This is a genomic window from Shewanella metallivivens (genome assembly GCF_028750675.1).
Taxonomy (GTDB): domain Bacteria; phylum Pseudomonadota; class Gammaproteobacteria; order Enterobacterales; family Shewanellaceae; genus Shewanella; species Shewanella metallivivens.
The window spans coordinates 17,437-42,824 of record NZ_JAQQPZ010000005.1; the positions used below are offsets into that span (position 1 = coordinate 17,437).

A 25,388-nucleotide genomic window follows, 5' to 3' on the forward strand; every position below is an offset into this window, starting at 1 on the left:
TAAAACAATGCATATTAGTTCAGCAAATAATATGCTTTTACACTGTTTTGATTGCTGAAATTCTCCAGAGTCCATAGAATGAATTAATGTCAAATCAGCGAGTTGCTCATGCTTACCTTAATTCAATCAAATCAAATGGAAGTGTTATCGCAACAGCTAGCCAAATTGCTGGCGATTAGCTCCGATAACCTGAATGTATTGAGCGGTGAACATATTCTGGTACAAAGTCCCGGTATGTCGACGTGGTTACGATTAGAAGTGGCCAAGCATAATGGTATTGCGGCGGCATTAACCTTTCCCCTGCCATCGAGTTTTACTTGGCAGTTATGCCATGACTTACTGCCCAACGTGCCAAAAGATAACGCATTTACTAAAGCGGCAATGACCTGGAAATTAATGGATTTATTGCCAAGTTTGCTAGACAACAGCGACTTTAGCCCATTAAAGCAATATTTAAGCCCGCAGATCACCCCAGACAATAATCTGAACGACACAGTAACCGTCGAGCACGATGACGAAACAACTAACGCTCCTGATGATACCGGCAAGCATAGTCACGCATTGCAAACTAACGACACCGCCCACGAGGCGATTAAGTTATTTCAATTATGTGGTCGCATTGCCGATATATTTGACCAATATTTGGTGTATCGCCCTGAGTGGATTCTCGCCTGGGAGCAAAACCAGCCTCTGAGCCAAACAGATGAACAACTTGAACTCGATGACAATCAACGTTGGCAACCTATTTTGTGGCGCGCACTGGTCGATTACAATCGCCACCAGCTACAAGCTAGCCATTATCATCGCGCTAATTTACATGCCGACTTACTGGCCGCGCTGATAAACCCTGACACCGATTTATCCATGTTACCTGAGCGCTTATATGTGTTTGGTATTTCATCCATGCCACCACAAACCCTTGAGGTGCTTTACCATTTAGCTTCAAGAATAGACGTGATTATGTTGTCGCTAAGCCCGTGTCAGCATTATTGGGGCGACATAATCGAGCCCAAAGCCAGAGCGCGCATGGCACTGCAATATGCCAACAAAAAACAACTCGACCAGGGCTGGGAAGACAAGCTAGAAGTGGGCAACCCTTTACTGGCAAACAATGGCCAAATGGGCCGCGAATTACTCGATTTAATGCTCAGTTTGCCACCCGAGCACACCGACTTTGGTTACGATTGTTATGTTGAGCCCACACCAGATAATCTATTACATGGCGTACAGTACGACATTTTACAAATGGAAACCCTAGGCCAACCATTAGGCCCAGATGCTGACATTTACCAGGACTTAAGCGCAAGACGAGAGCTGCACATTAACGACAACTCCATTACGCTACGCAGTTGTCACAGCGCCTTAAGAGAAGTCGAAACCCTACACGATCATTTACTTGAGCTGTTGTCTAATGACAGCAATTTACGCCCTAAAGATATTGTGGTGATGATGCCAGACGTCGCTGCATATGCGCCGTTTATCGACGCCGTATTTGGCACAGCAAATAGCCAATACTTTGCCGACACAAACCCGCAAAAAGGCGACTACTACCTGCCCTACGCCATTGCCGATCGCGGCGCAGCGCAAGAGTCACCACTGATAAATAGTTTTTTAACCCTGCTCAATATCAATCAAAGTCGCTTTGGCTTAACTGAAATTATCAGTATTTTAGAAGTACCGGCTATTTTACGCCGTTTTGATCTCGATGATGACGAGCTGTCGCTTATCCGCCGCTGGTTAGACGAAGCCAATGTACGTTGGGGGCGCGATCAAGATACACGCAGCCAATTAGGCGTGGCCCCCTTTGCACAAAACTCATGGGCCTTTGGCATTAAACGCTTAATCTTAGGTTATGCGTTTAACGACCAGGCGGAGATATATCAAGGCACGTTAACCGTACAAGGCGTTGAAGGTCAGTCGTCACAAGCATTAGGTAAACTGCTTAACTTTTTAGAAACCATCGACACCTACTACAGCTTATTTGCCGGCGACTTTAGCACCCAACAACGTTTGGCCCAATTACAGCAATTATTGGCCGACTGTTACGACACCAATGATGACGAACGTGAGCAAATTCAAGCAATACGTGACGCCTTGGTGGTACTAGAAACAGAGCTTGAAAGTGCCGGACACCAGGGACAAGTGAATATTGAAGTATTAAAGCAATGGTTTAACCAACGCCTTACCGAGTCTCGTGTTGGCCAACGCTACCTTGCCGGCAGCATAAACTTTTGTACCCTAATGCCAATGCGCTCAATCCCATTTCAGGTGGTGTGCCTACTGGGCATGAACGATGGCGTTTATCCTCGAGTACAACACCCTGTCGGCTTTGATTTAATGGCCCACTTTGGCCCTAAAAAAGGTGACCGATCGCGCCGTTTAGACGACAGATACTTATTTTTAGAAGCACTCTTATCCGCCAGACAACAACTGTACATCAGCTATATTGGTCACAGCGAACGCGACAATGCTGAACGGATTGCTTCAATGCTAGTGTCAGAATTAATTGAATATTGCCAATTAAGTTACTTGCCATCAACACTTAAACATCAACTTGAAAAGGGCAATGAGGTCAGCAATGATGACGCCGACAACCTAGTATTACAACAACTGATCCAAGCACAACCATTACAGCCATTTGATGCTAATTTATTTAGTAGCAACCGCAATAACATCTCACTACAGCAAAGCTATAATTCACAGTGGTGTCCACCTGCTAAACAAGGAATGATTAGTATGCCATTTTTTAATCAACCATTGCCCTTATCAGCCGAACAGGCTGACGAAGTGTTTGCTCATAGTCATATTGATAGCCAAGGCATTAAAGTGGTCGAATTAGAGCTGTCATCGCTAATCCGCTTTTATCGAAACCCAGCTCAGTTCTTTTTTAATCGCAGTTTAAAAGTGGATTTATCATTAGATATTCAAGCAGACGATAACGATGAGCCATTTAGCCTCAATGCATTAGAGCGCTTTATATTGCAATTATCGATGATAGATAACGCCATCGACAATAAACTCAGTGTACCAAGTGATGCACTCATTAACCGCCTTAAAGCCAGCGGCGAATTGCCTATGGCGCCATTTGATAATATCTTGCTGGCGCAATATCAACGCGACATCGTGCCACTAATTAACCGAGTGCAGTTTTTGCAAGACGAGCAACCTATGCACACGGTGAATATCGACCTCAATTTTGACTTACTCACCGAAGATGACAGCACCAACATTCGGGTTAATTTGCTTGGCCGCATAGATGATATCTTGCCAAAAGGTCTCGTTAATTATCGCCCGGGCACCGCACACGGCCGCGACTTTATTAGAGTGTATTTACGTCACTTATGCCTCAATGCCATGGCTGATCAAGCTTCGCCAACAGCGCAACATAAAGCCAAACAAGGCTACAGTTACTTGCTCGACATTGGTCATTTTCATGCTTTTGCCCCCATCACTGCCGAGCAAGCCCGCGAACAACTGATGCGCTTTATTGTGTGCTTTATTCAGGGCCAGCGCCAACCACTGTGCTTTATGCCTAAAACCGCCTTTGCCTATGCCGAAGCTGAGGGTGATCACGAAGATAAACTGCTTAAAGCCGAAGCGAAATGGGACGATGGCCAAACCCAATTTGGCGAAGCCTTTGACCCGCACAATCAGCGTTTATTTAACTTCCCTGATGATTTTAGCCAGGAACGTTTTGGCCAACTGGTCGAGCATTTATTACAACCCATGATAAGTCTGTATCACAAAGATAAGCTGGCTGAACTTGAAAGCTTTGTCAGTGAAATAACCACTCCTAATGCGCCAAAATCAGCTGATGTAGTCAGTATTACCCGTTCGACCACGGGATCGAAACAATGAAGCAAGCCAGCAGCGACAATAAAGTCACCCCGTTAAACGCATTAACCCTGCCCTTTGCTGGCTCAAGTTTAATTGAGGCCAGCGCCGGTACTGGTAAAACCTATACCATATCGGGTTTGTATTTACGTTTATTACTCGGCCATGGCGGCAATACACCACTGAGTTGTGAACAAATTTTGGTAGTAACCTTTACCAATGCCGCAACCGAAGAACTGCGCGACAGGATCCGCAAACGTATCAACTTAGCGTTTAAACGTTTTTTAGGCTTGCCCATTGACGATCCGTTTATTGAAAAGCTATATCAAGACATTAGCGAAGATGAGCGCCCTATCGCGCTGCGCCGCTTAGATTTAGCCTTAAAATCGTTAGACGAAGCCGCCATTTTTACCATTCATGGTTTTTGTCAGCGTATTTTATCCGACATGGCTTTTGAATCCTCACTCTTATTTGAGTCTGAGTTTACCCTCGATGACAGCGAATTTTTACATCATGCCGTGCGCGATTTTTGGCGTGAAGTCTGTTATCCATTGCCGGCTTTTTTAGCCGAAGCCATTAGCGATAAATTTGCCGAACCCGATACCTTGGCAAAAAATTTACGCCCATTACTTGGCGCCAGCCAGGCCCAATTGTCAAATCAGCCACTGGCATTTGATAAACTCAGCTCAGAGTTAAGCATAAGCCTAAATCGCTTTAATTTATTATGGCGAGGTAAGCACAACGACACCTTAGCATTACTGCATAAACTGCCCCTCAATGGCCAACGTTTTGGTAAAGCAAGCGATGGTTACCCTAAGCTTGCCAAGGTGTTTGACGACATCAGTAACTGGGCAACATTCAGCCAGGGTTTACCGCCAATTAAAGCCTTAGAGCAAATTGCATTATCAGAACTTAAGCTTAATAAAGGCGGCGTACTGCCAAGCGCAGCTGAAGCCCCCTTACTTGAACATATCGACAAGTTACTTGAGCTCATTAATCAACTAATTCCATCATTTTTAGTGCGCGCTCGTGAAGGGATCCGCCAACGTTTTGCCGGGCAAAAGCAGCAACGCAACTTAATGACGCCCGACGACTTGTTACTCAGTTTAGCCATGGCATTAAGCCAAAACCCGCATACCTTGGGTCAGGCAATAGCCAAGCGATTTCCAGTGGCATTAATCGATGAGTTCCAAGATACCGATCCGCTGCAATTTACTATTTTTAACCAGGTCTATCAGCAACCACTGGCCTCCCAACTTGAACTTGTTGCAGAGAACAGCCCTGAGCCAATTGAAGCAAGCAGCCCTGAGCAAAATGAAACAAACAGCCTTGAGCAACCCGATGCAAACAACGAGCAAGCTGGCAAGCTCAGTTTGTTAATGATTGGCGACCCTAAACAAGCCATTTATGCCTTTCGCGGCGCCGATATTTACACCTACATCGCTGCCCGCCAACAAACACAAGCGCACTATAATCTAGAGACAAACTATCGCTCATCGACCAAGTTAGTCGACGGCGTCAATCAATTATTTAGCCAGCACAGCAATCCGTTTATTAGTGATGAAATTCCTTATGACCAAGTCAATACGCCACCCACTTCGGCTCATAAACTGTTAAAAGAAGCCAATACAGACCCAAGCGCATTACGGATTAAATTACTCGCCGAAGACAGTGAACTTGGCTTAAATAAAGCCACCGCCCGACAGATACTTGCCGCCGACGCCGCCAGTGAAATAAAACGTTTATTAACCGAATCGCAGCAAGGGTTATGCACCATAAACAACAAAGGTAACGCAGAAGGCGAACCGCTCATTGCGAAACACATTGCCGTGTTGGTGCGCGATCGCAACGAAGCCGCGGTGATGAAAGCCGAGTTGTCAGCACGTAAAATTGGTGCGGTATTTTTAAGTCGCGACAGTGTATTTAATACTCTAGAAGCACGTGAAATGGCGCTGTTGTTGTATGCCCTCGCCACCCCAAAAGATGAGCGAGCCATTCGTGCAGCTCTCGCCACCGAGTTAGTGGGCTACAGCGCATTACAAATTCATCAATTTAATCAGGATGAAGAGCAGCGCCAACAGGTACTCAATCAATTTATTCACTGGCACGAGTTATGGCTTAAACGCGGCGTCATGCCAGCGCTGCTCAACTTTGCCAGCGAAACCCAATTAATTTATCGCTATCTGTCGCAAGCTGAGCAACTTAAAAGCGAGCACATTAACGATATTGACGACAGTGACAAGGCCACAAACAGTAAAGGTTCAGGCGAGCGCCGTCTAACCGACTTTAGGCATTTGGCTGAATTGCTGCAACAAAAGGCCACAGAACTTGACGGCAGTAGCGCCTTAATCAATTGGTATGAGCAACAACTCATCGACACTCAAGGCGGCGATGAGCAACAGCTGCGCCTAGAGAGTGAACAAAACTTGGTGCAAATTGTGACGATTCACAAAAGTAAGGGGCTTGAATACCCCGTGTGTTTTGTGCCGTTTATTAGCCTCGCCAGAAACAACAGCCGACGACCATCACCGATGCTGTATCACCAAAATGAACAATTAGTGTGGGACATAGACGCCACAGATGAAGGTTGGGAACAGCTTAAACAAGAAACCCTCGCCGAAGATTTACGTTTATTGTACGTTGCGTTAACCCGGCCGATTTATGTGTGTTATTTATACATTGCCAATCAAAGTCGCAAGCTCAGAGCGGGCATCAGCAGCCAACTGCACGAAACCGGAATTGGCTATTTATTGGGGATTGTCGATAAGCACACCGAGTTTAATTTAATCAAAGCGCAGGTCGACAAAATAGCCACCATAGAGGCCATCAGTGTAAGCCAAATAAGCGACAGCATCGATACCTCGGCATTAGCCAGCATAGATAACAACGATGTGCATTTAAGCGCTAAAGTGGTCACGCGTAAGCCAAGTTTAGCGTGGCGAGTCGGCAGTTACTCAGGCCTCGTGAAACATTTGCCCCATGAGCGCGTCGCCCCAGGTGCCGATGATGAAGACTTTAGTGATGAACTACTGCAATTGCAGTTACAAGATGACGAACTCCTTGAGCCACAACTTGACCGCTTTAGCTTTGAGCGAGGCGCTAACGCCGGTAGCTTTATGCACTTAGTGTTAGAGCTATTTGATTTTACCCAAGCAGACACTGAACTTGCCGGCGCGTTGCAAAAAGCCATGAAGCAATATGGTTTTGATGAAACATTATGGTTTGAACCGTTAAGCCTGTGGTATCAACATATTTTAGCGACACCGTTAGCCAAGCATCAATCAATTCACCATGACTCAGACGCGATTAACCTAATGCAATTGCCGTCCAAACAAACCAGTGTCGAAATGGAGTTTTATCTGCCTATCTCCACCTTACAAGCGCAGCAGTTAAACCACATATTACAGCAACACGGCTATGTCGCCGGGCTCGACTTTGACACCTTGCAAGGCATGCTAAAAGGCTTTATCGATTTAACCTTTGAGCACCAGGGCCGCTATTACATTGCCGATTATAAGTCTAACCATCTTGGCGACAAGTTTAGCGATTATAGCGAAAGCGCTATGGCACAAGCCATTAATAGCCACCGCTATAACTTGCAGTACATCTTGTATACCCTGGCATTGCATCGTTATTTACGCTTACGCTTACCCGGCTATGATTACCAGCAACACCTGGGCGGCTGCTATTACTTATTTTTACGCGGCATGAGTCCAGAACACCCCGGTAGTGGCGTATTTTTTGACAAACCACCACAAGCGTTAATTGAGCAACTCAACAGCCTATTTAATGGCGATGCGACTCACGCTGTTATGGAGACGCCAACATGCTAATGCTCAGTCAGCCTATCGATATATTGCTTAAACAATGGCAACAACAGCGCTTATTAACCCCGCTTGACCGCCATTTTGCTCTTGAACTTGCCAGTATTGAATCTATGCCAACTCAGGTGTCGGCTGACGCTTCTGTACAGAACACAGCTGCTAATACTGAAAACGTGCAACAGCCATTACAGCCAGATAACAGTTCAACATCGCTGTTTTTGTTAGTGTGTGCTTTATTGAGTCAGCAGTTGTCTAATCAACACAGCTGTTTGGTTATTAAGCAAATTAATTTAGCTAACCCAATGGCAGAAGACAGTCACAAATATGCACAAATTAACTGCCAAATCAGCCTAAGCCATAGCCAGCTGGTTGAACAAATCAGTCAGTTTGACGCTGTCGGTTTACCCGGTGACAATAAGCCATTAATTTTAGAGTATGGCCGTTTATACCTTAATAAATACCACTTTTTTGAAACCCAAGTCGCTAATAAACTGACCCAGCTTGCCAGCCAGCAAATCAATATTGATTTAAGCCAAAGTCAGTTGCCGCAGCTTATCGACAGCTTATTTCCCAATAAACAAACGGATAATTCTGCCACTATCGATTGGCAAAAAATCGCCACTGCAACCGCGCTCATCAACGCATTAGCGGTGATCACTGGCGGCCCAGGCACAGGTAAAACCACCACGGTAACCAAGTTATTATTACTGCTACTTACCCAATCGAATTTAACCATTCGCCTAGTCGCGCCCACAGGTAAAGCGGCTGCACGCTTAAGTGAATCGATTAAAGCCTCAAAGCAGCGTTTACACAAAGAGCTAACCCAATTAGCCGATCAAAACATTGCAAACGTGCTAATTGAAGCGCTCACCAAGATCCCTGAAGAAGCTTCAACACTGCATAGGCTCTTAGGGGTTATACCTAACTCGCACCAATTTAGGCATCATCAAGACAATCCATTACGGCTCGACTTATTAGTGGTCGACGAAGCCTCAATGGTCGACCTACCCATGATGCACAAACTGCTCAGCGCCTTACCCGCCCATGGCAGATTGATTTTACTTGGCGATCAGGACCAGCTCGCCTCCGTTGAAGCAGGCGCTGTATTAGCCGACATTTGCATTGGTTTAAAGCATGGGCAAGATAATATGCCTTCACCATGGTCAATGCGTTACAGCCAGGCCCAAGCGCTGCAAATTGGCCAACTAACAGGCCAAGATGTGAGTCAGTTTATTCACCCACAACCGAAAATCGGCGACAGCTTATGCATGTTAATGCACAGTCATCGTTTTAAAGGTGATGCCGGCATTGGCTTACTCGCAAATGCCGTCAATCAGGCTAACGTGACTGCTATCCGTCAGGTGTGGCGTCAGCAACACGCCGAACTGAATTGGTATGAACACCAACAAAATGCCCAAGGTGACAATACAGGTAAACAACAGTTACTGGCGTTATCGGTACAGGCTTATGGTGAATATTTACAGCAAGTTAACGCCAATCAACAGGCGATTTTGGCATACACTCAGCGACAAACTGACCCAGAGACAGAATCCCATGGGCCAATTGTGTTACCACACAGTGAACAAGCCATTATCGACAGCTTTAACCAATACCGTATTTTATGCGCCATGCGTGCCGGTGAATTTGGCGTTGAAGGCATCAACATTGCGGTGACCGAAAGCCTAAAACAAGCTAGGTTAATCCATGTTCAAGGTGAGTTTTATCTTGGCAGACCGATCATTATTCAAAGTAACGATTACAACCTAGGCTTATTCAATGGCGACATTGGCTTAATTTTACAAGACCGCAATAAACCAGAGCGCTTAATGGCGCATTTTGTGATGGCAGATGGCAGCTTATTAAAAGTATTGCCCGCCAGATTGCCAAGCCACGAAACCTGCTACGCCATGACAGTACACAAAAGCCAGGGCAGCGAATTTGATAAAGTCAGCTTTGTGCTGCCCACACGCCCGAGCAACGCCCAATGGCAGTTACTCACCAAAGAACTGCTATACACCGCCATCACCCGCGCCAAAAACCATTTTTATTGCCTAGGCAGCGCAAACATATTTGAAAAAGCCAGCCAGCAAGCCACCTCACGCGCATCGGGCTTGGCCTGGCGATTGTGGGGAGAGGGTAATCAAAATTGAGTTCGGAGATAATCGCGCTCGAGTTAAATCGATTATGTTGACAACTAATGAGCAAAATAAAGCGTCCACCTTTTGAACAAGGTGGACGCTACATATGTTTAAAGATTAATGAGCTGAAGCGACATCACTTTGAGCAAAACTTTGCTGCATGAATTGATCAATACTGCTGTATAGCGCTTGTTGTGTAATGATGTAATTAAAACCATGAACCTCATTACCAAAAAACATCGACTCATACGGCTTGCCTAATTTATCCAACACGTACTTCAAGCGGAAATAGTGCTCCGAATCAACCACACGGTCCCTGCCACCTTGAGCAATAAAAATAGGAATAGATAATTCATTCATTCTATACACTGGTGAGTACTCAACTAAGGTATCCCAAGATTCATTTGGATCGCCGAGAATATCAATCAACACCCGGCGTGAATCATCTTTTTCAGAAATATTATGATCAGAAAACAGCAATGGAATGTCTGTTACTCCAGCATAAGAAATAGCACATTTATACAAATCAGGTCGTCTTATAGCACTAATTAATGCAGAGTAACCACCGTAACTTATGCCAAATATACATACTTTTTGGCCATCAATATCTTGCCTAGCAATGGCTTGAGTCACCGCAGATTCAATATCATCTTCAATGAGTCGCCCCCATTGGCGCTTGCCACTATTAAGAAATTTTTTGCCAAAACCTGATGAGCCACGATAATTTGGCGTTAATACCGCATAGCCTTTTTGCACAAAATAATGCACATCCACTGAAAAATGTCGCGTGTCATTAACACCTAATGGCCCGCCATGAGGCATCACCAATAAAGGCACATCTTTCACAGAAGGATTGCTTGGCATGGTCAGATACGACTCAACTTCAACACCATCTGAAGAAATCGATTTAATCACTGAGCTTTTGCCTAATGAGTATTTATTTAACCAGGGACGTTCTTCACCAATTAGCTGACTATGACCTGTTTTAGTGTCAAATAAATAATAAGCTGAAGGTGAGTCAATCGATTGATTAATGGTGACGATTTTTTGGTAATCTTGGTCAAAGTGAATCACATAGCTGTCTTCTTTGTCCTTTGATGCACTGGTGTATGTCGACAACTTATTATCATAATTTTGCACCAATACACCGCCCTGCATGTAGGTATAACCTATGATGCTGCTGTCATAAGGGTTTTGAATAATGCCAACAATATCTCGCCCAGGCAAACTGTATACTTCGCCGCTAAACGTCTGAGACGGAATATCATAACGAGATAAATTCTGATACCCACTTTGCTGCTCAGATAAAACTAACAATTCATTTTTAGCATCATCAAACCACACGGGAATAAATTTAGTTTGATCACTTTGCCGCCAAACTTGTTGCCACTTTCGACTGTCGGCTCTTTTAACATGAACTTCTGTAACACCACCTTCGCTAATAAAATTAACGTTGGGTTCACCAAAAGAGTTAAGTAACCATCCCCCTTCAGGAAATGGGCCTTTTGATATACGCTTTTTACTCCGAAACTGCGATTCAAAACTATCATCAGCCATATTGATAGCAAATAATTGGGCTTCACCATTTTTATAGCGCTGAGCAATAAAGGTATCGTCAACCGCAAGTAGTGGGTCGAATAAATAAGTATGTTCTAGCAGGGCAACCTGACTCACACTATTAGTTTCATCCACTTTGTACACCAATAACTGCATACCAGAGTGGCGATCAAATGTGGTAACACTAAAATACGCTTTACCTAACCAGTCAAAATCACTAATGGTTCTTTTTGACTGCTGGCTGAAACTAATTACCTTTTCATCCCAACTGAAATCTGTGCCGGCAAGTACCACGGTATAATTGTTATCGACCAGCTTTTTATACAGTAAGTGTTGCCCCTGTGGACTTAACTTAGGCGCGACGACATCTGGGTTTCTGAAGAAGTCGTCTTCAAGGTTTGCTGTAGCGGTCATCGAAAAAAACGTTAGTGCGAAGAGAATACCGTTAATTAGCTTCATAATTGATTCCCTTCAATTGCTTTAGCATATTCAAAAAAGTGATCTTTCTCTTTGCCTGTGTAATTCAAATTATATTGCGCTAACACTTCAGGATGACTGGCTTCCATGTATTCCAACGCTTGGCTGGCTTTGTTATTAAAATAAAACCGAGCCCCACCAATCAAGAAATTTAAGCTGCCATTCATTTCGGTATACATTGAAAGGTGGCCAGCATAATTAATCTTTCCGGCCTCGACATTAATCACGTAATCTTGTTCGGATATATCAATGTAGGTCTGTTTAGCTAGGTACACACGGTCCCATGTGTAACTGCCTGCATCAACGACTTCGAGCCAGTAATTATAATTTGACGTAACGTCTTCAAACCTCAAGTCTGACAACCACCCATCAGTATCTAATGTAATATGACTCGGTACGTAACCTTGCTCAATTTTCATCGCAACAAGAATATACCCCTCGTCGTCACTCAATTTGGGAAGGCAATAGCCTAAAGTTGACACTCCACATAACGCCATACCAAAGACGCCTAACACCCATTGTCGATATTGATTCACACAACCACTCCATGTCGATTGTTATTATTATTGATGAAGTCGATAAATAACTGACCTCACTATCACTTTTAACTTTTTCAGCACAAAAAGATAACAAATAAAAGCTTAAGATAAAATAGACATTCTTAGGGTCAGTGAAAAATAACGTCGCCAATGTAAACTAAATTTTCTTCCCTCTGCCAATTTACGCTATCCTTAGCCAAAATAGTTAACCGCAGCCTTTAATGCCTTCAAATCTTATTGCCAAGTTTACCGATATTGCGCCGAGCGCCTCACCTCAATCAGGCAGTGCTATCGACACCGCTACGCCAAGCCAAAACCCGATAACCTGCTCAAATTGCCAAGCCTGTTGCTGCCGATTAGAAGTGATGTTAATCACCGAAACCGGCGTACCGAAGGCCTATATAGCCAAAGATAATTGGGGCGGAGAAGTGATGCGCCGACTTGATGATGGTTGGTGTGCAGCCCTAGACAGAGACACCATGATGTGTTCGATTTACGAACTAAGACCGCTGATTTGCCGTGAATTTGAAATGGCTGAATATGAATGTGAATCTGAGCGTAAGGCATTTGGCATTTAACGATTGTGCGTTATTGCTGGCGACTGATAGTTAGCCACCAGCAAATAACACACAAGGCTAGCAATCAGTGGTGAGAATATAATACCTCAGGTAAAGCCCAGCTCGTCACTTGTTGCTGCCCTTGCCAGTCTTCAATGGTCAACCAAATTTTATGTTCAGCAAGTAACACTTCTGGTGCAATGGCATGCACTTCTTGTCCATGTTGGCTACCGTGTAAAATCCCTGCGTCACCCGAGGCTAAAGTCGCTAATGGCAAAGGTGCTGAACCAATGGTTAAATATGCTTGGCGGATTGCACTCACCTGCCCTTTACTGAATAAGAGTAAAAAGTCTTTGGTATAAGTGCCATCATGCAAGTATGGGGCATCCACATTATAAGGAATTGGGGTGACTTCAAATGCACCAAGCTCCTGAGTAGGCAGCGCATCAGGAAATTGCGGAAACAGAGACTGATATAAAAAATAGCCCACCAGCACTAATATTAATCCATTGATTTTATATTTGTAACGGTTCCAAAGCGTGTTTTGCATGCGGGCCATTAGTGACTCTCCTGTTTAACAAAATGCGAGTTAACACTCGAGGTGTCGTCTACATTAGCTTTGGCTGCTTTAACGGTTCGCCCTGCCCACATTAAAAAGCCTGTAATAGACATGCCCGTTAGAAAAATGCCAAAAACAAACCAAATCGCTTTTGTCCACAACCCACCAATTGTGCCGTAATGCAGCGGATCGGCAATGTGCGATAGCGTTTGTAACGTGGTCATTTTTGCTGGTGTTCGCTCGCTTTCAACATTGCCGTTCCAGGGGTTAACTGTTACCCCATAGGCATACTGGTCATAAAAAATATGATCGCCTTGACCATACACTTTATACGTATCTCTTTGGTGTTCAGGCAACATCACATAGGTACTTTTAAAGTCAGGAAATTGCTGCTCAGCAACGTGTAATGCATTAGACAATGTATAAGGTCGTGTCGGCGCGTCATTAGACGACATAGGCACCTGACTCACTTCTATTAACGGTGCATGCTCTTCAAGCTCAATATGATTGTGCCACATGATTGCTTGTGCCAAATACCACAAACCAGTAATGCTCATAAGCAGTAAAAACCACATAGACCATACACCAGCTAAACGATGTAAATCTGCGAGCAGTGTTTTTTTGCCTTGAGTGACGCGTAATTTAGGTTGAGTGAAAGCCCGCCAGAAATTTTTATACACCACCAGCCCAGTAATGAGCGCCCCAAGCATCACAATGGCCATGGCACAAACAATGTAATAGCCTACGCTGTAATTACTATGCCAAGGAAACAGCAACCAGCCATGCAAAGACCGCATAAAATTAATGAAGGTGATGCCTTGGTTAATCTCCTGGATGTCACCTGTGTATTGGTTGACATAAGCAATAGCAAACGGCACGTCCTTATCGGTAAAAATAACCGCATTAACCAAATAAGGCTCAAAACTCATTACCGTTGAAATACTGGCCGTTGGATGCGCTTGCTGAACAATCTCTACCAGTTCCGACATCGGTTTTTCTTGGGCATGCTGCGGATTACTTGCCCGTGCTTCAGGGTTAGTCAGCCAGGTTAACTCATGGCTAATGACTGAAATGGTCCCTGTAAGGCACACAAAACAAAAAATGATCCACACGGGTAATGAAAACCAGCCATGCAGCCTAAACCAAAATCGATTATTAAGTTTTGCCATCTGTCTTCCGAATCTGTTCGCGGCCTAAGTAAAGACCAATATTGCCCATATGCTAATACGATTGATAACCAATCTCAACAACAATAGAATGATAATCATTATTAATTGTAAATAATGATTTATTGATCGCGTTTTGTGTTTTTTATCTCAATACTGGGTTGTAAATGATAATGATTAACAATACTATTCGCACATCTTAACATTGTGTCACGGTGTTAATTCCAGTCATTTTAGTAATCAGGTAAGGCAAACCATGCAACCTAAAAATATTTTTGCACTTTCAACATTAGCTTTGGCGATGGGCCTTTTCGTGCAGCCCCAAGCCCATGCTGCCGAGCAACAAAATGCAGATAGCAATGAGCCAAATATCGAAAAAATCCAAATTATAGGCGTGCGCTATAAACGTGTTAGCCAAGGCGCAACCGGATTAACCATGGAGATTGATGAGACACCGCAATCAATCAGTGTGGTCAGCAACGAGCAAATCACTAACTTTGCCGCTAACAACCTTAATGACGTGCTTCGTCTGGCGACAGGTATCAATGTCGAAGAGTGGGAAACCAACCGTACGCAATATACCTCTCGCGGTTTTGAAATTAAAAGTACCCAAATTGATGGGGTCGGCTTACCCAATGATTGGGGGATTGTGACCGGCGCAATGGAAGCTTATGGTTACGAAAAAATTGAAGTCATTCGCGGTGCAAACGGCTTACTTACAGGTATTGGTAATTCTGCTGGTACCATTAATTACGTACGCAAACGCCCAACAAACGAAAATGAAGGTGAAGTGGGTGTGTCATACGGTACGGACGATTTTAAACGCGTGCAAGCCGATTACTCAGTCCTGTTAACAGACAGTGGCAGTTGGGCTGCTAGGGTTGTCGCGGTTGCCGAAGATAAAGACTCCTACTTAGACGGCCTAGAAAATGACCGTGGCTATCTTTATGCTGTCGTTGACGGACAATTAACCGATAATTCAACATTAGCATTTGGCTTTTCTTACCAAGATGCCAACACCGATGGCAATACCTGGGGCGGATTAGTGTTTAATTACACTGACGGCACCCAGGCCGAATGGGACACAAGCGCAACAACCACCCAAGAATGGACCATGTGGGACACCCTCAATACCACAGCGTTTGTTGAATACACTTACACATTACCTAATGACTGGGATGTTAAAGTTGCTTATAACCATCAAGGCCTAGAAGACCAAAGCAAATTATTTTACGCCTATGGCACTATCGATAAAGACACGGGCTTAGGCTTAACCGGTTGGCCAGGACGCTATGACACTGATTTTTCAGCTGACTTGTTAGACATTACCACTCTTGGGCATTACAGCTTGTTTGGTCAAGATCACGAGATGACGTTAGGATTGAGCGGCTCTCAAAGTAAAAAGTACATGTACCAGTACCCATTTGATTACGCAACAACAACTGCATTTGGCCCTACCCCAGCTTTCCCATATGACATTGATGCCATCCCTGAACCTGAATGGGGCGATAAAGTGGAGTATTCTGACATTGATGTCAGCTTACTGCGTGCATATGGTTCAACCAAATTCAATATCAATGACAGCCTATTCTTAGTCGCAGGCTTTAATGCAATAAAATACACTCGCGAGGGTGTAAATAGCGGCGTTGATATCGACAACGATGAAAGTGAATTCAGCCCTTATGCGGGTGTGGTGTACAGCATCACAGATGATATCAATACCTATTTTAGTTATTCAGACATTTACCAACCGCAAGAGCAGTATGATTACGACGGCTACTTTTTAGCGCCCACTAAAGGGGTTAACTATGAGCTAGGGCTTAAAACCCTTTGGCTTGATAACGACTTAATGGCGACCTTTGCGTTATTTAGTGCTGAGCAAAATAACCTTGCAAGCTACGCAGGCCTTAATGCCAACGGCAATTACTACTATAAAGGGGTGAATGTCGAATCTAAGGGCTTTGAAGTTGAAGTCACCGGACGTATTACAGACAACCTTAATGCAGTATTTGGTTATACCTTGCTTGATGTCGAAGATGAAAACGGCGATAAAGCAAACGAATGGGCCGCTCGCAACGTGGTGAACTTCTCGATGGATTATACCCTGCCACAATTACCCGAAGTGAGTGTTGGCTTGGGCGGTCGATGGCAGTCTAAAACCAAAAATGTTGATTACAACGTTGAGCAAGATGCCTACCTAGTCGTTAATGCTTTTGCCAGCTGGGATGTGTCTGACGACCTCACCTTAAGAGCAAACATTAATAACCTGACTGACGAGAAGTACATCAATAGTTTAGCAACTGTTGGCTATTACGGCGCACCGGTTAACGGTTCTGTTAACGTAACCTATCGCTTTTAAACGCACGTTAGCCGTGGCTGATGTTAACGCCTTAGCCATGCTAATCTAGCCGATACCTCATGACACCTCTTTTATAAATATAAAGAGGTGTCATTTTTATATTGCTAGCCTAGGGCCTGTTGACCTTTCAAGGTTGTTTTTGCAGCGAATTGTTGGCCATTACTCATATACAAGTGCGCGGCAGAGACTTTGAGGTGTAGTTATTCTACATAAAAAGTCGATAACGCAGTAAAAATGACCAACAAACGCTGCCCACAGGGTTCGGCTAAAAACGTTTTACTCTTTGTTGAACAGATTTTGCTTAGGTGACTAGGCTACAATCCATTCGCCTCGATTAAAACGTTTTTAACTCGAACAAAATTCAACCAGCAAAGATCAACAGGCCCTAGCCACTAAACTCCCGCCCGAATACGCAATGCTTTAAGCATGTGAGTAACTTATAAGCGGTATACCCATTTATTACCTTAAATCAGCAATCAACCTCAAAAACCAGACTAAATATGCTGAAATATTATTAACTCTTACTTGCGCTGCATGGCTGTGGGTCTTTATCATAAGCACTTATTTTCAGGGCTAATCGGACAACACCCAAGCCCATTTTGTCGGTCTTTTCAGGAGTAAACATGCCAAAGATTAATCTGCTGTTATTGTGCGGCGGTGGCGGTGCAGAACACGATATTTCGTTAATGTCTGCACGTTTTTTTGAGTCATCACTGGCAACGTCAGATAAATTTTCGCTACTAAAATTAGTACTCGACAAGCACGGGCATTACCACACTGAAGACGGTAAGTTATGTGACCTAACCAACCGTCGTGAAATTCGTTTTGAAGATGACAGCACCCCAGCTTGGCCGGTAGATTATGTCATTCCTTGTATTCATGGCTTCCCGGGTGAAACGGGCGATATTCAGTCTTACTTTAATTTAATCCAACTGCCCTACTTTGGCTGTGAGTCAGAAGCCTCAAGCAATTGTTTTAATAAAATTACCGCAAAAATGTGGTTTTCAGCCCTGGGCGTGCCTAATACGCCGTACATTTTTTTACACCAACTCGACGATGATGCCATTAAGCAAACTGAAGCGGCATTTGATCAATGGGGCTCGGTATTTATTAAAGCGGCCTCTCAAGGCTCGTCGGTAGGCTGTTATAAAGTCGATGATAAAACCAGTATCGCCAAAGTGCTTCACGATGCCTTTAGTTATGCTCCCTACGTGGTCGTAGAGCAAACTATTCGCGCTCGCGAATTAGAAGTGGCCGTGTACGAATATCAAGGTGAAGTGGTTGCAACCTTACCGGGTGAGATTATTTGCGACAGCAATACCTTTTACTCATTTGACGAAAAATACGCAAAAAACAGCAAGGCACGCACCGATGTGGTGGCTAACAATTTGTCTGCCGAACTTAGCCAGCAAATTCGAGATTATGCCATAAAAGCCTTTAAAGGCATGAAACTACGTCATTTATCGCGTATTGATTTCTTTTTAACCCAAGACAATCAAATTCTACTCAATGAAATCAACACCTTTCCAGGGCTAACACCGATTTCGATGTTCCCGAAGATGTTACAACATCACGGCCACGATTTTACTGAGTATTTAATTGATGTGATTGGCAGACAAGTCGATTTGTCGTAACTCATTTTTTCATGAACAGGATTGCGATAAGCACTACGTGTTAAGTGTGAATACCAGACAAAAAAGAAGGCCAGCAAATTGCTGGCCTTGTTCATTTTATGATGATACTGAGCTTTAGAAACCTTCTACACCCGCCATGTCAGGTAATTGGTGTGCAATCCCCTTATGACAATCGATACAAGTTTTTTCACCGCTAGCTAAAGACGTTGAATGCATTTGCGATGCACGCTTAGACTGACGGGTAAAGTCCATGTAATCAAAGTTATGGCAGTTACGACACTCTAAAGAGTCGTTGGCTTTAAGGCGGTTCCATTCATTTTCAGCTAAATGGCGACGCTTTGCTTCAAACTTTTCACGGGTGTTAATGGTGCCAAATACCTTACCCCACACTTCTTTAGACGCTTGCATTTTACGGGCAATTTTATCTGTCCAATTATGCGGTACGTGACAATCAGGACACGTTGCACGCACACCACTGCGGTTAGTAAAGTGAATCGTTGTTTGCAACTCTTGGTAAACGTTGTTTTCCATTTCGTGGCAGCCGATACAAAATTCCTCGCGGTTGGTTAATTCTAAAGCCGTGTTAAAACCACCCCAGAAAATAATCCCCGCAATAAAGCCACCGATGGTCAAAAAGCCAAGACTGTAATGGACACTCGGACGACGCAGAATTTTCCATACCAGTTTTAGTTGTTCAAGCAGTTTTGCTAACATATTGACTCCTAGTGCTTAACCGCAGCTTTCGCTTTAATTAAGTGATCAATGTCAACGAAGTCATTTTCAACTAACAATTTCGCATCCAATTGCGGTGCATGACACTGGGTACAAAAATAACGACGTGGCGACAGATCTGCTAAGAAATTATTGTCGCGGTCCATATAGTGCGTCACGCTAACCATCGGTGCTTGTGTATGGCCTGTGCTGGTACGAGCATGGCATTGCATACATTTATTCACTTTAAGATCAACCTGATAACCGTCAATCTTATGTGGAATAACCGGTGGCTGCATTGGGTAATTGCGCACCTGTTTAACGTCAGTATTGATCACCGCTTGCATGGCTGGCGGAGTCGGTTCTACGTTAATGGGTGCTAAACGCAATGTGTCGATTTTTTCTTCAGGTACGCTGGTCGCCAAAACGCTAACAGAGAAGCCGAGCAACGCGATAATCGATAATAATTTACCTGTTTTCATGGTCTGTCTCCTTAAGCCTTTACAATCTTAATCGCGCATTTCTTAAAGTCGGTTTGTTTAGACAAAGGATCTGTCGCATCTAACGTCACTTTATTAATGAGCTGGCTGGCATCAAACCAAGGTACAAACACTAAGCCGACGGGCGGTTTGTTGCGACCACGGGTTTCAACACGAGTTTTAATTTCACCACGACGAGAAATCACCCGGATTTCATCACCACGACGTAAGCCGCGCTTCTTAGCGTCTTCTGGGTGCATAAAGCACACCGCATCTGGGAAGGCTTTATACAGTTCAGGTACGCGTTGGGTCATTGAACCTGAATGCCAATGCTCAAGCACACGACCTGTCGATAACCAGATATCGTATTCTTCATCAGGCTCTTCTGCTGCAGGCTCATAGGGTAATGCGAAGATAACCGCACGGCCGTCTGGCTTACCATAAAACTCAAAACCTTTACCCGGTTTGACATAAGGATCTGACCCTTCACGGAAGCGCCATTTGGTTTCTTTGCCATTCACTACAGGCCAACGTAAACCGTGCTCTTTGTGGTAAACATCAAAGTCAGCTAAATCGTGACCATGGCCGCGACCAAAGGTAGCGTATTCTTCAAACAAACCTTTTTGAACATAAAAGCCAAAGTGCTTCGCTTCATCATTTAAGTATTTAGGATCTGCATCGCTTAATGGGAACTTCTCAACATTGCCATTTTGGTAAAGCACTTCAAACAAGGTTTTACCTTTAAATTGTGGGTTAGCCGCTAGCACGTCAGCAGGCCACACTTCATCAGTGGTAAAGCGCTTAGAGAATTCCATTAACTGCCAAAGGTCTGATTTTGACTCACCCGGTGCTTTCACCATTTGGTGCCAAAATTGAGTACGACGCTCGGCGTTACCATAGGCACCTTCTTTTTCAACCCACATGGCTGTTGGTAAAATCAAGTCGGCAGCTTGAGTGGTCACTGTTGGGTAAGCATCTGACACTACGATAAAGTTTTCAGGATTACGGTAACCCGGTAAACCTTCTTCATTAATGTTAGGGCCAGCTTGCATATTGTTGTTCACTTGCACCCAGTAACAGTTCAAATCACCATCTTTTAAACGACGGTTTTGCTCAACAGCATGGTAGCCAGGCTTAGCAGGAATAATGCCGCTTGGGATGTGCCAAATGTGTTCTGCGTGTTTTCTATGCTCAGGGTTGGTTACGACCATATCGGCAGGTAAACGATGCGAGAATGTGCCCACTTCACGTGCAGTACCACAAGCAGATGGTTGCCCCGTCAACGAGAATGGGCTGTTACCTGGAGTAGAAATCTTACCCACAAGTAAATGAATGTTGTAAATCAGGTTATTACACCACACACCACGAGTATGTTGGTTAAAGCCCATGGTCCAGAATGAGGTCACTTTACGATTAGGATCTGCATACAATTCAGCCAATTCAATCAGTTTGTGTTCTGGCACGCCCGATAGTTTACTGACCGATTCAACATCGTAGTCTGCAACAAATTTAGCAAATTCATCAAAGTCGATTGGCGTTGAGTCGCCCGCTGTCGCCACGTTTTTGGCTTTCATTTCTAATGGGTGCGTTGGGCGCAAACCATAACCAATGTCAGTGGTGCCTTTGCGGAAGTTAACATGCTTGCTAATAAAGTCTTTATTGACCTTATCATTTTGAATAATGTAATTGGCAATGAAGTTAAGGATGGCTAAATCGGTTTGCGGCGTAAATACAATCGGCAAGTCAGCCAAGTCAAATGAGCGGTGCTCAAAGGTAGAAAGCACTGCCACTTTTACGTGTTGTGCACTTAAACGACGGTCGGTAACGCGAGTCCATAAAATGGGGTGCATTTCGGCCATGTTAGAGCCCCAAAGCACAAATGCATCAGCCGCTTCCATATCGTCATAACAACCCATTGGCTCATCAATACCAAAAGTACGCATAAAGCCACCTACCGCAGATGCCATACAGTGGCGCGCGTTAGGGTCGATGTTGTTTGAGCCAAAGCCCGCTTTCATTAACTTAACTGCAGCATAACCTTCAAATACAGTCCACTGACCAGAACCAAACATGCCAACAGCAGTTGGACCTTTAGCTTTAATGGTCGCTTTCCAGCGCTCAGCCATAGTGTCGAACGCTTTTTCCCAGCTAATTGGAGTGAACTCACCGTGTTTATCGTATTTACCATCGGTCATACGTAACATAGGCGTTTGTAAACGGTCACGACCGTACATAATTTTAGAAAGGAAGTAACCCTTAATGCAGTTTAATCCACGGTTAACTTCACTTTTTGCGTCACCATGGGTAGCAACCACTTTACCGTCGCGGGTAGCAACAATAACAGAACAACCTGTACCACAAAAACGGCAAGGTGCTTTGTTCCATTCAAGTTTGGTTTGCTCAGAGCTGGTAATGAGGTTTGTTGCACTGGTTGGTAAAGCCAAACCAGCAACACTTGCCGCAGCCATAGCAGCGTTGGCTTTCATAAAATCGCGTCTATTCATTTTCATTTTTCACCTTCTTCAAGCTCTTCACTTTGGTGATACACCATGGTGGCCGACAACACACCGGGAATGGCATTGATTGTTGAGATATCATCCATCAACGATTTTTGGCTTGTTCCTTCAACGACAACAACTAACTTAACGTCATTATTGGCTGATAATTCAGCATTTGGGATGGCCATAATTTTTTGTCTTACTTCAGCCATTTGCTCAGGTTGTACTTGGACAATTAGGCTGGTTACGTGAAGTTCACTGCTCATTACATCGCTCTCATATTTAATGTTTTTATTAATTTTATGGATGGATTAACCAGCGCCTGGAGGCCCTGTTAAAATTTGGCTAAACCAAATGCTAAAGCCCAGTGCACTGACCAGTAGCACTGATAAAATTGGCGCTAAAAACACGGTCAAAAAGATGAAGATTTTCAGCTCTAAGCCTTTCAGATTGGTAGTATCTTTACTCATAGACCCTCCAGTAGTGGGGGATAAAACAACCCAGACAAAATATGTGTTGTTCTTAATTAGGACTCGTGTGAATTTTAGCGTTTATCAATTAACAAACTATATACTCACAAATTGGTAAACGAAGGGTTATATGATCTAGATCATCAAATTAGCCAAATCATCGGCTAGATCAGGGTTCTTAAACATAAATATCGATTAAATAAAGGATTATTTAACGACAACCTGATCAATATCACCTTTTACTAAAATAAGTGTATTTTTACTGTCGAGAAGAGAAACTGTATAACCGTTTTGATTGAGATTTGTTCGAAATATAAACGTGTTAAATACAAAAGCTAGATTATAGTGTGATACAACATCACCTTATAAGCGGCCCTTAAGTTATGATTAAGCCATAAAAAAACCGACGCCTTAGCGGTGTCGGTTTTATACAATCTACAAAACGATGTTGTTATTAACTTAAACGATAACGCAATACTTTAAGCGATTTTTGCTCATCAATGTCAGCAAATACAACTGGATTGTCAATTCGCTCAACATAGGTCAATTGCGGTGCTGTATTGGTCACTTGTTGCATTAAAAAATCACATCCCAGCTCAGGCGCATTAAGACACAATAACACTTCTCCTTGCGGCGCTAACAAGTCGGGTAAACGTTTTAACAACCGCTCATAATCTTTGGTGGCCACAAAACTGCCACGTTGATTACTTGGCGGATCGGCAACAATTAAGTCATAAGGTCCAAGTTTTGTGAGTTTGCCCCATGACTTAAAAATATCATGGCCTAAATACCGAGCGCCTACCGGTAAATCGTTAAGTAAATGGTTTTGCTTACCAATACTCAACGCACCTTTACTCATATCCATATTAACCACTTCATCGGCGCCACCTTGCAGTGCCGCAACCGAAAAACCACACGTGTAGGCAAACAAATTAAGCACTTTTTTATGCTTGGCATGTTGCTTAACCCATGCACGACCATTGGCCATGTCTAAAAATAGGCCATGGTTTTGACCACGCAATAAATGCACTAAAAAACGACAACCGTTTTCAGTTACCACGTGTTGCTCTGGCACATCCCCAAACAATAATTCGCTAACGGTTTGGCCACCATGACGATATTGATAGACTAAATTAAGTGGCTGGTCCGAGTAAGTCGCTTGCCAAAACGTGACAATGGCACTCACCAATTCATCTCGTTGTTCATCGTCTAACTTTTTAAAGCTAGTGAGCAGTAATACCGGTTTATACCAATCTAAACAAAGGTGCTCATCGCCAGGAAATAAACCGCCACGACCATGAAATAAACGGCAAACATCTTCGCCAACAGTCAAACTGGGTAACACTTGTAAAAAACGCTTCATACTCTCTCTTACTTACGCTATTGACTCATCAATTTATGATGGTTTGGATTGTTCATCATCAGTATTAACTGGGCTTTCATCCGTCTGTTGCGCGGTGACATCCGTTGAGGAAGCAACAACTTGCTCGATATTTTCTGTTTGATTAACGATATCTTCGACATCATCGGACAATAATATCGACAACCAGCCGCCCGACTCACTTGATTCAAGACCAATTTTAACAATCATGGTTAATGGCACCGACAATAACATACCTACCGACCCCAATAGCCACCCCCAAAATATCAATGACAAAAAAACCACAAGAGTAGACAGGCCTAGTCCGCGCCCCATAAAGCGTGGCTCAACCACATTGCCCATCACCATATTCGTGCCAACATATAACAGTCCGGTAATACCTGCTGCACCTGGCCCCATTTGAATAAACGCTAACAATACGGCCGGTATTGCGGCAATAATAGAACCAATATTAGGAATGTAGTTAAACAAAAATGCAATCACGGCCCACAACAGCGCATAATCAACACCGATAATGCTCAGGCCGATCCCAATCACGCCTGCGGTGGCTAAGCTCACTAAGGTCTTAATTACCATGTATTGATTTACAGAGTGCAAAAACTTGTCAATTTGCTTTAAACGCATATCAGGGTCGTCTAACGCTAAATGGAATTTTTTGGGCATTGATTGCGCTTCAAATAACATAAACACAATCGTCAAAATGATCAGAAACAAATTCGCCATTACATTGCCGACCCCAGAGAGCATATTGGTGGTCATTGATAACGCCATACCGGGGTCGAAATAATCGAGCACTTTTTGCTTAGAGATTTGAATATTAAAGCTTTGTAGCTTTTCAATAATCCAAGCAAACTGCTCAATTAATTGTTGGCGGTACACTGGCATTTGTTTAGAAAACTCATTGATAGAACTGCCCACCAAACTGGCTAACCACAAGCCCATTAGCACGATAAATGTCATCAATAAAATAATGGATAACCATTTAGGGATCCGATACCTAGACATAAGCACAATCGCTGGATTACAAATTACCGCTAAAAAAGCCGACAATACAAAAGGCACCACAATAGGGCTGGCAGTTTTAATCCCCGCTAAAATAATCACTACACACGCCATAACCACAAAACTGCGTACAGTCACCGTTGATTGCTGTATTCCTTTCATAGAGTAAAAAATCCTTATTGCTACTTTTTAAAATGATTGAT

17 protein-coding genes are annotated in these 25,388 nt (G+C 43.7%); 6 read left to right on the forward strand and 11 right to left on the reverse strand.

Going from position 1 to position 25,388, the window contains the following annotated elements; all coding sequences use genetic code 11:
* The first annotated feature begins 108 nt into the window (after positions 1–108).
* The 3 genes from recC to recD are packed head-to-tail and all read left to right on the forward strand — an operon-like array spanning position 109 to position 9,808.
* Positions 109–3,858 carry an exodeoxyribonuclease V subunit gamma gene (recC, locus tag PQR79_RS08200; RefSeq protein ID WP_238103262.1) on the forward strand — a complete coding sequence of 1,250 codons (3,750 nt, stop codon included), beginning with the start codon at positions 109–111 and terminating at the stop codon, positions 3,856–3,858.
* Positions 3,855–7,667, forward strand: a complete 3,813-nt coding sequence (locus tag PQR79_RS08205) for a UvrD-helicase domain-containing protein (protein WP_238103264.1) — start codon at positions 3,855–3,857, stop codon at positions 7,665–7,667. Before recC ends, PQR79_RS08205 begins: the two co-directional genes overlap by 4 nt.
* The gene (gene recD / locus PQR79_RS08210; RefSeq protein WP_238103265.1) at positions 7,661–9,808 is read left to right on the forward strand and encodes an exodeoxyribonuclease V subunit alpha; all 2,148 of its coding nucleotides are present in this window, start codon (positions 7,661–7,663) and stop codon (positions 9,806–9,808) included. The genes PQR79_RS08205 and recD overlap by 7 nt, the downstream gene beginning before the upstream one ends.
* 105 nt (positions 9,809–9,913) lie before the next feature.
* Here recD and PQR79_RS08215 read toward each other — a convergent pair whose 3' ends face one another.
* The gene (locus tag PQR79_RS08215) at positions 9,914–11,812 is read right to left on the reverse strand and encodes an alpha/beta hydrolase family protein (protein ID WP_238103266.1); all 1,899 of its coding nucleotides are present in this window, start codon (positions 11,810–11,812) and stop codon (positions 9,914–9,916) included.
* Entirely contained in the window at positions 11,809–12,366 is a 558-nt protein-coding gene (locus tag PQR79_RS08220; RefSeq protein WP_238103267.1) for a hypothetical protein, read from the reverse strand. Before PQR79_RS08220 ends, PQR79_RS08215 begins: the two co-directional genes overlap by 4 nt.
* A gap of 224 nt (positions 12,367–12,590) precedes the next feature.
* Here PQR79_RS08220 and PQR79_RS08225 point away from each other — a divergent pair, with 224 nt between their 5' ends.
* Positions 12,591–12,947, forward strand: coding sequence for a YkgJ family cysteine cluster protein (locus PQR79_RS08225; protein ID WP_238103268.1), 357 nt, complete (start codon positions 12,591–12,593; stop codon positions 12,945–12,947).
* Positions 12,948–13,011: 64 nt separating this feature from the next.
* Here PQR79_RS08225 and PQR79_RS08230 read toward each other — a convergent pair whose 3' ends face one another.
* Positions 13,012–13,485 (reverse strand): PA2404 family protein, encoded by a 474-nt coding sequence (locus PQR79_RS08230; protein WP_238103269.1) that lies wholly within the window; start codon positions 13,483–13,485, stop codon positions 13,012–13,014.
* The gene (locus PQR79_RS08235) at positions 13,485–14,654 is read right to left on the reverse strand and encodes a PepSY-associated TM helix domain-containing protein (protein WP_238103270.1); all 1,170 of its coding nucleotides are present in this window, start codon (positions 14,652–14,654) and stop codon (positions 13,485–13,487) included. The genes PQR79_RS08230 and PQR79_RS08235 overlap by 1 nt, the downstream gene beginning before the upstream one ends.
* Positions 14,655–14,907: 253 nt before the next feature.
* On the opposite strand from PQR79_RS08235, the gene PQR79_RS08240 reads away from it, so the two are divergent.
* Together PQR79_RS08240 and PQR79_RS08245 are read left to right on the forward strand one after the other, a co-directional pair.
* Complete coding sequence (locus tag PQR79_RS08240) at positions 14,908–17,010, forward strand: TonB-dependent siderophore receptor (protein WP_238103271.1); 2,103 nt, start codon at positions 14,908–14,910, stop codon at positions 17,008–17,010.
* A 623-nt stretch (positions 17,011–17,633) separates the two neighbouring features.
* Positions 17,634–18,644 (forward strand): D-alanine--D-alanine ligase, encoded by a 1,011-nt coding sequence (locus tag PQR79_RS08245; RefSeq protein WP_238103272.1) that lies wholly within the window; start codon positions 17,634–17,636, stop codon positions 18,642–18,644.
* A gap of 114 nt (positions 18,645–18,758) precedes the next feature.
* Here the strand turns inward: PQR79_RS08245 and PQR79_RS08250 are convergent, their stop codons facing one another.
* From PQR79_RS08250 to PQR79_RS08280, 7 genes are all read right to left on the reverse strand, one after another.
* On the reverse strand, positions 18,759–19,346 hold the full coding sequence (locus PQR79_RS08250; protein WP_238103357.1) for a cytochrome c3 family protein: 588 nt from the start codon (positions 19,344–19,346) through the stop codon (positions 18,759–18,761).
* Positions 19,347–19,366: 20 nt separating this feature from the next.
* Positions 19,367–19,837, reverse strand: coding sequence for a nitrate reductase cytochrome c-type subunit (locus PQR79_RS08255; RefSeq protein ID WP_238103273.1), 471 nt, complete (start codon positions 19,835–19,837; stop codon positions 19,367–19,369).
* 11 nt (positions 19,838–19,848) lie between these two features.
* Positions 19,849–22,338: a nitrate reductase catalytic subunit NapA gene (napA, locus tag PQR79_RS08260; RefSeq protein ID WP_238103275.1), complete on the reverse strand. Its 2,490-nt coding sequence runs from the start codon at positions 22,336–22,338 to the stop codon at positions 19,849–19,851.
* Between the two features lie 2 nt (positions 22,339–22,340).
* Complete coding sequence (locus PQR79_RS08265) at positions 22,341–22,598, reverse strand: chaperone NapD (protein WP_238103277.1); 258 nt, start codon at positions 22,596–22,598, stop codon at positions 22,341–22,343.
* Between the two features lie 45 nt (positions 22,599–22,643).
* On the reverse strand, positions 22,644–22,802 hold the full coding sequence (locus tag PQR79_RS08270) for a periplasmic nitrate reductase, NapE protein (protein ID WP_160053316.1): 159 nt from the start codon (positions 22,800–22,802) through the stop codon (positions 22,644–22,646).
* A 454-nt stretch (positions 22,803–23,256) separates the two neighbouring features.
* On the reverse strand, positions 23,257–24,165 hold the full coding sequence (locus PQR79_RS08275) for a class I SAM-dependent methyltransferase (protein WP_238103278.1): 909 nt from the start codon (positions 24,163–24,165) through the stop codon (positions 23,257–23,259).
* Positions 24,166–24,198: 33 nt separating this feature from the next.
* Positions 24,199–25,347 carry an AI-2E family transporter gene (locus PQR79_RS08280; RefSeq protein WP_238103280.1) on the reverse strand — a complete coding sequence of 383 codons (1,149 nt, stop codon included), beginning with the start codon at positions 25,345–25,347 and terminating at the stop codon, positions 24,199–24,201.
* Positions 25,348–25,388 lie beyond the last annotated feature (41 nt).